Source organism: Streptococcus pluranimalium (assembly GCF_047785745.1).
Classification (GTDB): domain Bacteria; phylum Bacillota; class Bacilli; order Lactobacillales; family Streptococcaceae; genus Streptococcus; species Streptococcus pluranimalium_B.
In genome coordinates, this window is record NZ_JBLOJT010000080.1 from 1 (window position 1) to 8,535 (window position 8,535).

Below are 8,535 nucleotides of genomic sequence, written 5' to 3' on the forward strand. Positions count from 1 at the left end.
CATGAGTTTCATCATGTATGTGAGATTAGAAATATGGACATCATATTGTTGACTAATCCGAGGCAACGGCATTCCGTTCTTTCTCAGCTCATATAGTTCTAGTTTATCTTTATAACTTAACTTCATAAGAAAAACACCCCAATCGTTAGATTTTGTGTCTAACTTTTGGGGTGCAGTTTACTTCGGACAACTAGCTTCTTTTTATAGTCTTTTGAATTAATACTCATTGACGATGAGAATCTGACCTTGTCAAGTTTACCTTGATAAACTTTAGTACTATCTGAAGCGTCTTTCCTAGTCAGATTTTGATTTCCCTAGAGTATAACTTTGATAGTCTTCGATTTCTAGGCTCAGACATCAAAACCTCTTCATGAGGCTTTGAGATTTCAGCTTGCCGAAACCTTATGGGACAAGCTTTGCTTGTCTTATCTCTAACCTCAAACAGTTCACTAAACGATTTAAGCTGTCTGCGCCTTCCTTGTCTGAAGGTTAATTCATTTAACCATATAGAATATAATGATAAATAGCTTTGGCAACTCCTGATTCTTGATTGGAGGAAGTGATAGTATGAGCACGCGCTTTAACCTCATCTGAGGCATTATCCATAGCTACAGCAAGACCAGCAAAGTCAAACATTTCCAAATCATTATTGCCGTCTCCCAGTACCATGATTTCTTCTGGAGATAGCTGCAAGCCTTCTGCTAAATCTTTCAAACCTCTTCCCTTATCCACCCCTTGCGGTAGAGCTTCATAGGCATAGTCCATACTACGAACCGTAGCTACTTCTTTTGATAACAAGGCATCTGCTTTAGCTTGAAAAGCATCCATGACCGACTCTTCTCCCATGAAAACAGCAACAGCAACTGGAAGATCCAAGTCTAAAAAAGACTGAAAATCGGTATGATAGAGTTTAGAATTCTCAATCTCTGCATCACGGATAGCTGCCGGATAGAGTTCTCGTCCTAGGGCATAATTAGCTTCTTTAGTAAAGAAGACAAGATTAATCCCAGGCTCATTATCAAAAATACTCACAGTATGCTCCAAAGCCTGTCTTGAAAGACTGTGCGAGGCTAAAGTAGACCAGTCACTGGTCTTAAAAAGCCAAGAACCATTATTAGCAATAACATAGTCATCATCTAAACCAAGCTCCTCGGTATAGGGTAAAATCCCTGACTTAGGACGTCCTGTACAAATAACAATATGAACGCCAGCCTCACAGGCTTTTTTAATAGCCTCTTTATTCTCAGAGGTTATCTGTTTGGCATCATCCAAAAGGGTACCATCCATATCAATAGCAACCAATTTAATCTTAGGCTTTGAGGACAAATTCTCTAATGGCATAGGCAACTCCTGCTTGATCGTTTTTTAAGGTAATTTTATCAGCGTGGGCTTTAACAGCATCAGACGCATTGTCCATAGCAACTGCAAAACCTGAAAAATCCAGCATTTCAATATCATTATTGCCATCACCTATGGTCATGATTTGACTAGGGTCCAATTCTAAACGCTTGGCGAGTTCTGCTAAACCAGTTGCCTTGTTAGAATGCTGTGGCAAAACTTCATAGAGAAAGTCTTGGCTACGCACGCCACTATAACACTCAACAATAGCTTCTTCATGTTGGTTCTGAAAATCATCAATGGCTTCTGGCTTCCCCACATACATGGCGTTATAGACTGACTCTTCAATCGTTGAAATAGCTTCTTTTCCGATTGGTATTAAAGTCGTAAAAACGGAATCGGCATCTGCTTGGGCTATATCAGAAGCCTTCTCCCCAACAAAGTAATAATCGCCATTGGTTGTCAAAACCATATCAACTTCTAAATTATCATCCACGTAAGACTGCAATCCTAAAATATCAGAATGGCTCAGAGTTTGTCCATAAAGAGTTGACCAGTTGAGAGTTTCGTGCAAGGAACAACCATTATTCAAAATAACGTATTCTTCCTCATGAAGTCCCAACTGGTCAAAGTATGGCTTGACGCCTGCTTGAGAGCGTCCCGTACAAATCACAATTTTAAGACCTGCAGCGACAGCTTTTTGTATAGCATCAATATTTTCCTGTGGTAATTTTTTCTGACTATCTAAGAGCGTGCCGTCCATATCGATAGCGATTAATTTAATCATTCTAAACCTCTTTTCTATTTCATCACATACTATTAGCATAGCAAAATTTTGATAAAATCAAAAGTAAGGCCTGTCATCAAAAAAGAACAGAACCCTTTCGAGTTCTTTATCATCCTAATCAAACTGGCCTTCTTTTTTTAATTCTGTCAAGAGCACTTCCCATCTTGGGTCCAACATCCATTTAGGGTCTTTGACAATCTCTGCAGAAACACGTCTGGCTTCTTCTAAAATATTGAAGTCCTCTACAATATCTGCCGTTTTAAATTCAGGGAGTCCAGATTGACGAGTCCCAAAAATTTCGCCTGACCCACGCATTTTCAAATCTTTTTCTGCTAAAACAAAACCATCATTGGTCTCGCACATGGCTAGCATACGGTCTTTGCCTGTATCATTTTTAGGATTAGCAACTAGAACTGCATAGGATTGCTTGTGTCCACGGCCGACGCGCCCGCGGAGTTGGTGTAATTGGCTAAGGCCAAACCGGTCTGCGTCCATAATAATCATAATAGTTGCATTTGGAACATTAACCCCAACTTCGATAACCGTTGTAGATACCAATACCTGACTCTTAGCTGCTTTAAAGTCCAGCATGGTTGCCTCTTTTTCATCAGCTTTCATACGTCCATGCATCAAGTCCACTCGGAAATTATCTCCAAAGAATTGTGCCAACTCAGCATGTAAAGCAACAGCATTTTTTAAGTCCAGAGCTTCTGACTCTTCAATTAAGGGAGAAATCACATAGGCTTGAGCACCTTGAGTTAACCCATCCTTCATCCAAGTCAAGACAGAGTCCAACTGCTCATGCTTGACCCATTTCGTCACAATCGGTTTACGCCCTGCTGGTAATTCATCAATGATTGAGACATCCATCTCACCAAAAGTCGTAATCGCAAGCGTCCTTGGAATAGGGGTCGCTGTCATCATGAGAACATCTGGATTCTCACCTTTTTCACGAAAAACACGCCGCTGATTGACCCCAAAGCGGTGCTGCTCATCCGTGATCACCAGACCTAGTTTGTGATAAGATACAGCATCTTGAATAAGAGCATGGGTTCCGACAATCATATCCACCGAACCATCAGCGATTGCTTCAAGTGCTACACGCTTAACAGCTGCTTTCATACCAGAAGTTAGTAAGGCTATATTAAGGTCCGGGAATAATTCTGTCAAACTAGCAAAGTGCTGTTCAGCTAGGATTTCAGTTGGAACCATGAGGGCTGATTGGTAGCCTGCTGTATAGCTGGCATACATGGCTAGACTAGCAATAACTGTTTTCCCTGAACCCACCTCTCCTTGTAAGAGACGATTCATGTGAGCGCCAGACTTCATATCAGTCAAAATTTCCTGCAAACTTCGCGACTGTGCTCCCGTCAAAGGGAAAGGTAGACTAGCAACCTTGTCATCAATTTTTGACTGGTTGAAATCAAGGGCTAATCCGTTGGTTTCTGATTTATTCTCAGCTTTTAAGGCCTGCAAATTAAGTTGAAAATAAAAGAGTTCCTCAAACTTAATCCGACGTAGAGCTTGCTTGTAAGCTTCCAAATCCTTAGGAAAATGCATGGCTGCTACCGCTTCTTGACGGCTCATCAAACGGTATTTCTTTATCAAGACTTGAGGTAAATTTTCCCTCAAAGATGCTAACAATTGGCTATCAAAGGCTGCCTTAATAGCTTTTACCAGAGCAGCTTGCGAAACACCTTGAGCAACATGATAAACTGGTTGCATGTCATCCTCTACCTGGGCTAATACCTTCATACCTGTCAAGGCTGATTTTTTGGCATCCCATTTTCCAAAAACAGCGATATCACTTCCCATTTCAATCTTATCAGCGAGATAGGGTTGATTGAAAAAACTGACTGCGATAACCGCTTCATTTTGTTTGATTTTAAAGGAGAGGCGATTGCGTTTAAAACCATAATACTGAACATTAGCTGGGGTCACCACCTGACCTGTGATAACAGCTTTCTCCCCATCCATAAGTTCAAAAACAGACCGACTTTTAAAATCCTCGTAGCGAAAAGGGTAGTATAAAAAGAGGTCTTCAATCGTATATAAGCCTAGTTTGGTAAACTTTTCCGCAGATTTGGGTCCAAATCCCTTTAATTCCGCAATTGGTGATTGTAAATTCATATCTCTATTATAACAAAGGGAGCCCCAATTGGCTCCCTTCAATATTTATCAATCTTTTAAACATAGAATATTAATGCACTCTAGAGACTCAATATTCTCTTGGAACACGATCGCTGAGTAAACAAAGCACTTCATAATTAATCGTCCCACGCTTTTCAGCGACATCGGTTGCCGAAATCGACTGATCACCACTTTTTCCTATTAAAATAACTTTAGTACCTAGAGGGTATTCCTTTGGTAAACGAATAGTTGTCTGGTCCATAGAGACCCGACCAACTACTTGGCAAAACTGACCATCAACTAAAACGTCAAAGCCTTGCATGTCACGTGTCCAACCATCCGCATAACCTATCGGAAGAGTACCAATCCACTCGATTTGCTCAGAATGATAGGTACCTCCATAACCAACAGCTGTACCAGCCGGAACTTCTTTGACTTGGACTAGAGCGGATTCTAAACGCAGTGCAGGCTCAATGTGATAAGGCATTTCTAAAGTCCTACCACTTGGGTTAAGGCCATAAATGACTAAACCTAAACGAACAGCATTAAAAACAGTATCAACATGCCAAATACTAGTTGCAGAATTACTTGCATGAACCACTGGTGGACAATGATTCAAGGATGTCACCAAGCTATTGAAGCAAGCTAGCTGTTCCTCAAATTGTCTTTGGTCAGCTTCATCTGCAGTCGCAAAATGAGTGAAAATCCCTTCTACAAAAACACCTTGCTCTTTTAGTTCAGCAATCAATGTTTCTGCATCCGTTTGTTTTCTGACACCAATTCGCCCCATACCAGAATCAATTTTAATATGACAAGTAATCCCTGATAAATTTATTCCTAACTGTTTAGCCAAATGTAACCATTCCAAGCTAGCTATAGTCAGGGTCAGTTTATAATCTTTGGCTAGATAAACTTCCTCAGGCAAAACAACTCCTAGAACCAGGATTGGTTTTTTAACTTTAGCTTGGCGCAATTCGATAGCTTCGTCAACGTTTGATACACAGAAACCGTCAACTTGACTTTCAACCTGATGAGCAACGGCAACTGCTCCATGCCCATAAGCATTAGCTTTGACCACTGCCCATACCTTAACCTGATTTGGGAGATGATTGGCAACTGTCTGTATATTCTTCGAAATAGCTTTTAAATCTATAATAGCTTTTGTCGGTCTATGTAAACTAGAAATCATTCGACTCCTCCAATCTTTCACCTGACATCAAGGGTGTTATATTTTCTAAAATAACACTTGCTTGAACAAAGCCACTGCTATGTGAAATAGAAAGATGACTACGACCTTTAAAAGGTGAACGATTAAAGTAAGGTTTTCCCAATTGATCTGATAGGATCTCAATATCTTGAAAGGAAATTTTTCCAATACCTGTTCCATAAGCCTTAGAAAATGCCTCCTTTGCTGACCAGCGACCAGCCAGAAACTCCACCTGACGTTTTCCTTTTAGAGAATGAAAAATAGCTATCTCTTTCGATGTTAGCACTCGTTGTGCAAAGCTATTTTTTTTGTGATAGGCTCTTTCAATTGCTGAAATATCTTGTAAATCTATGCCATGTCCTACTATCATTACAGCTCTTTCCTAAAAAGAGAGTAAGCATCTGGCAGCAAACTGTCAAATCCTTACTCCACATTGTTTTACGATTAACTTAAGAAAAACTTAAAATTGTGAACGCCCGTGACAATTCTTAAATTTCTTACCTGAATCACATGGGCAAAACTCGTTTCGGCCAACATCATTAAAGTCAATTGCCTGCATTTGAGACATTTCAACGCCTTGCTTAGCAGCAATATTCTTAACAGCAGTTGTTGTCGCATGATCGTGAGTTTGCTCACGTTCTTGTTCATGAATTTGCGCTTTCATCATGGTTCTTGTGACGTCAAATTCAATAGCACCTACCATATCATTGAACATTCGGAAACCTTCTGTCTGATATTCAACAATAGGATTATTCTGAGCATAACCGCGAAGTCCCACTGAGTTACGCAACTGATCTAAGGCATCAATATGGTCTGTCCATTTATTATCAACCACCATTAAAATCAATACTTTTTGGAATTCGATAATCGCTTGTTCATCTGGCAATTTGGCAATTTGTTGATCATAAATACGAAGCGCATGATCGTAAAGGTTTTCTTTGATGGTGCTAAATTTCTCACCTTGCAAGTCTGATAAACTAATTGACTCTTCAGGCAAAATATTATTTTGAGCAAATGTCAAAATAGCTTCATATGCTTCATTTTTAGGCATACGGCTATGCCCATCAACAGCACGATCAATCGTACGTTTAATCATAGCCTTAATCTCTGGACCGAGATCACGTGTAGCCGTGATAACATCATAACGATTAGCGTAGATAATTTCACGTTGCTCACGCATAACATCGTCATACTGAAGAACTTGCTTACGAGTATCGTAGTTGTTCCCTTCAACACGTTTTTGTGCAGCTTCAACTTGACTAGTAAAGACACGTGATTTAATAACAATATCTTCATCTTGATCAGCATTAAAGCGTTCCAAGAAAGCCTTGATACGATCTGTTCCAAAACGACGAAGGAGCTCATCTTCCAATGATAGGTAAAATTGTGACTCACCTGGATCTCCTTGACGTCCTGAACGTCCACGAAGCTGGTTATCAATACGGCGACTTTCATGACGTTCCGTACCAATAACACAGAGACCACCAAGTTCACGAACGCCTTCTCCCAACTTAATGTCCGTACCACGTCCAGCCATATTGGTTGCAATCGTTACAGCCCCACGTTGACCAGCATTCATGATGATTTGCGCTTCCTTAAAGTGGTTTTTTGCATTCAAAACTTCATGCGGGATACCTGCTTCAACGAGGTTTTTTGAAATCAATTCACTGGTTTCAACCGCTACTGTACCAACTAAGACTGGTTGTCCTTTCGCATGACGCTCTTTTATGTCTGCGATAACTGCACGGAACTTAGACTCTAAGGTAGGGTAAAGAAGATCGGCATTATCAATTCGCTGAATTGGACGGTTTGTTGGAATTGGAATAATACGCATATTATAAATTTCGCGGAATTCCTCTTCCTCAGTTTTACCAGTACCTGTCATACCTGCCAATTTTTTGTACATACGGAACATATTTTGGTAGGTGATAGAGGCAGACGTTTTTGACTCATCCTGAACAGGAACACCCTCTTTAGCCTCAATAGCTTGGTGAAGACCATCAGAGAAGCGACGACCTTCCATTGTACGACCTGTAAATTGGTCAACAATCAAGATTTCTTGATCTTCGCTAACCACGTAGTCGATATCCAAAATCATAATGTAGTTAGCACGAAGAGCGTTATCAATAAAGTGGGTTAACGCAACATTCTCCAAATCGTACAGATTTTCAAGTTTGAAGAATTTCTCCGCCTTATCAATCCCTGAGTCCATAAGACCTATGGTCTTACTTGGTACATCAATCGCATAATCTTCACGTTTTAACGTTTTTACAAAACGATCGGCCATATAGTAAAGTTGGTTTGTTTCTGAACTTGCTGGGCTAGATACAATCAAAGGTGTTCTTGCTTCATCAATAAGTACAGAGTCAACCTCATCAACTAAGGCAAAATTAAGCGGGCGCTGAACCATATCTTCTTGGCGCACAACCATGTTATCACGCAAATAGTCAAATCCAACTTCAGAGTTAGTTGAGTAAGTGATATCACAAGCATATGCTTCACGTTTTTCAAGTGATGACTTCGCTGAAAGGTTGATACCAACAGAAAGACCTAACCAACTGTACAACTCACCCATCTCTATTGCATCACGTGTTGTAAGGTATTCATTGACAGTAATAACATGAACCCCTTTTCCAGAAAGAGCATTGAGGTAAACAGGCATCGTTGCTGTCAATGTTTTTCCTTCACCGGTACGCATTTCGGGAACATCACCGTGATGAAGGACAATCCCCCCCATAATTTGTACATGATATGGGTACAATCCCAATACTCGTTTCGCTCCCTCACGAACAACAGCAAAAGCCTCAGGTAGAAGGTCATCTAACGTCTCACCATTTTGATAACGCTTTTTAAATTCTTCTGTCTTGGCTTGTAGGGCAGCATCTTCCAAAGATGCCATTTCATCAGCATAACCCTCTACTTTTTTGGCTAATTTATCAAGTTTCTTTAATTCACCTTTATCATTTTCAATGATGTCACGGATTATATTTGCCATCTTTATCCCTTTCGAAAATCTTATCTCCTCATTCTAGCATAATAGATAGAAAATTTCAATGACACAAACCTCTCGAAA

Annotated in this window: 6 protein-coding genes; all 6 read right to left on the reverse strand. The window is 40.2% G+C overall.

Annotated elements, in window-relative coordinates; all coding sequences use genetic code 11:
• Positions 1-498 precede the first annotated feature (498 nt).
• The 6 genes from ACMZ6U_RS07970 to secA all read right to left on the reverse strand — a co-directional run bounded on the left by ACMZ6U_RS07970 (position 499) and on the right by secA (position 8,457).
• Entirely contained in the window at positions 499-1,341 is an 843-nt protein-coding gene (locus ACMZ6U_RS07970; protein ID WP_416107729.1) for a Cof-type HAD-IIB family hydrolase, read from the reverse strand.
• Positions 1,310-2,125 carry a Cof-type HAD-IIB family hydrolase gene (locus ACMZ6U_RS07975; RefSeq protein WP_416107731.1) on the reverse strand — a complete coding sequence of 272 codons (816 nt, stop codon included), beginning with the start codon at positions 2,123-2,125 and terminating at the stop codon, positions 1,310-1,312. Before ACMZ6U_RS07975 ends, ACMZ6U_RS07970 begins: the two co-directional genes overlap by 32 nt.
• Positions 2,126-2,239: 114 nt before the next feature.
• Complete coding sequence (recG, locus tag ACMZ6U_RS07980) at positions 2,240-4,255, reverse strand: ATP-dependent DNA helicase RecG (protein ID WP_416107733.1); 2,016 nt, start codon at positions 4,253-4,255, stop codon at positions 2,240-2,242.
• 88 nt (positions 4,256-4,343) lie between these two features.
• Complete coding sequence (gene alr / locus ACMZ6U_RS07985; RefSeq protein ID WP_416107735.1) at positions 4,344-5,444, reverse strand: alanine racemase; 1,101 nt, start codon at positions 5,442-5,444, stop codon at positions 4,344-4,346.
• Complete coding sequence (gene acpS, locus ACMZ6U_RS07990) at positions 5,434-5,832, reverse strand: holo-ACP synthase (RefSeq protein ID WP_416107737.1); 399 nt, start codon at positions 5,830-5,832, stop codon at positions 5,434-5,436. Before acpS ends, alr begins: the two co-directional genes overlap by 11 nt.
• Positions 5,833-5,922: 90 nt before the next feature.
• Entirely contained in the window at positions 5,923-8,457 is a 2,535-nt protein-coding gene (gene secA, locus ACMZ6U_RS07995) for a preprotein translocase subunit SecA (protein WP_416107739.1), read from the reverse strand.
• Positions 8,458-8,535: the final 78 nt, after the last annotated feature.

Excerpts from the sequence above, each read along its gene's own strand:
- alr (WP_416107735.1), bottom strand. The coding sequence starts at position 5,444 with ATGATTTCTAGTTTACATAGACCGACAAAAGCTATTATAGATTTAAAA.
- ACMZ6U_RS07975 (WP_416107731.1), bottom strand. The coding sequence starts at position 2,125 with ATGATTAAATTAATCGCTATCGATATGGACGGCACGCTCTTAGATAGT.
- recG (WP_416107733.1), bottom strand. The coding sequence starts at position 4,255 with ATGAATTTACAATCACCAATTGCGGAATTAAAGGGATTTGGACCCAAA.
- secA (WP_416107739.1), bottom strand. The coding sequence starts at position 8,457 with ATGGCAAATATAATCCGTGACATCATTGAAAATGATAAAGGTGAATTA.
- acpS (WP_416107737.1), bottom strand. The coding sequence starts at position 5,832 with ATGATAGTAGGACATGGCATAGATTTACAAGATATTTCAGCAATTGAA.
- ACMZ6U_RS07970 (WP_416107729.1), bottom strand. The coding sequence starts at position 1,341 with ATGCCATTAGAGAATTTGTCCTCAAAGCCTAAGATTAAATTGGTTGCT.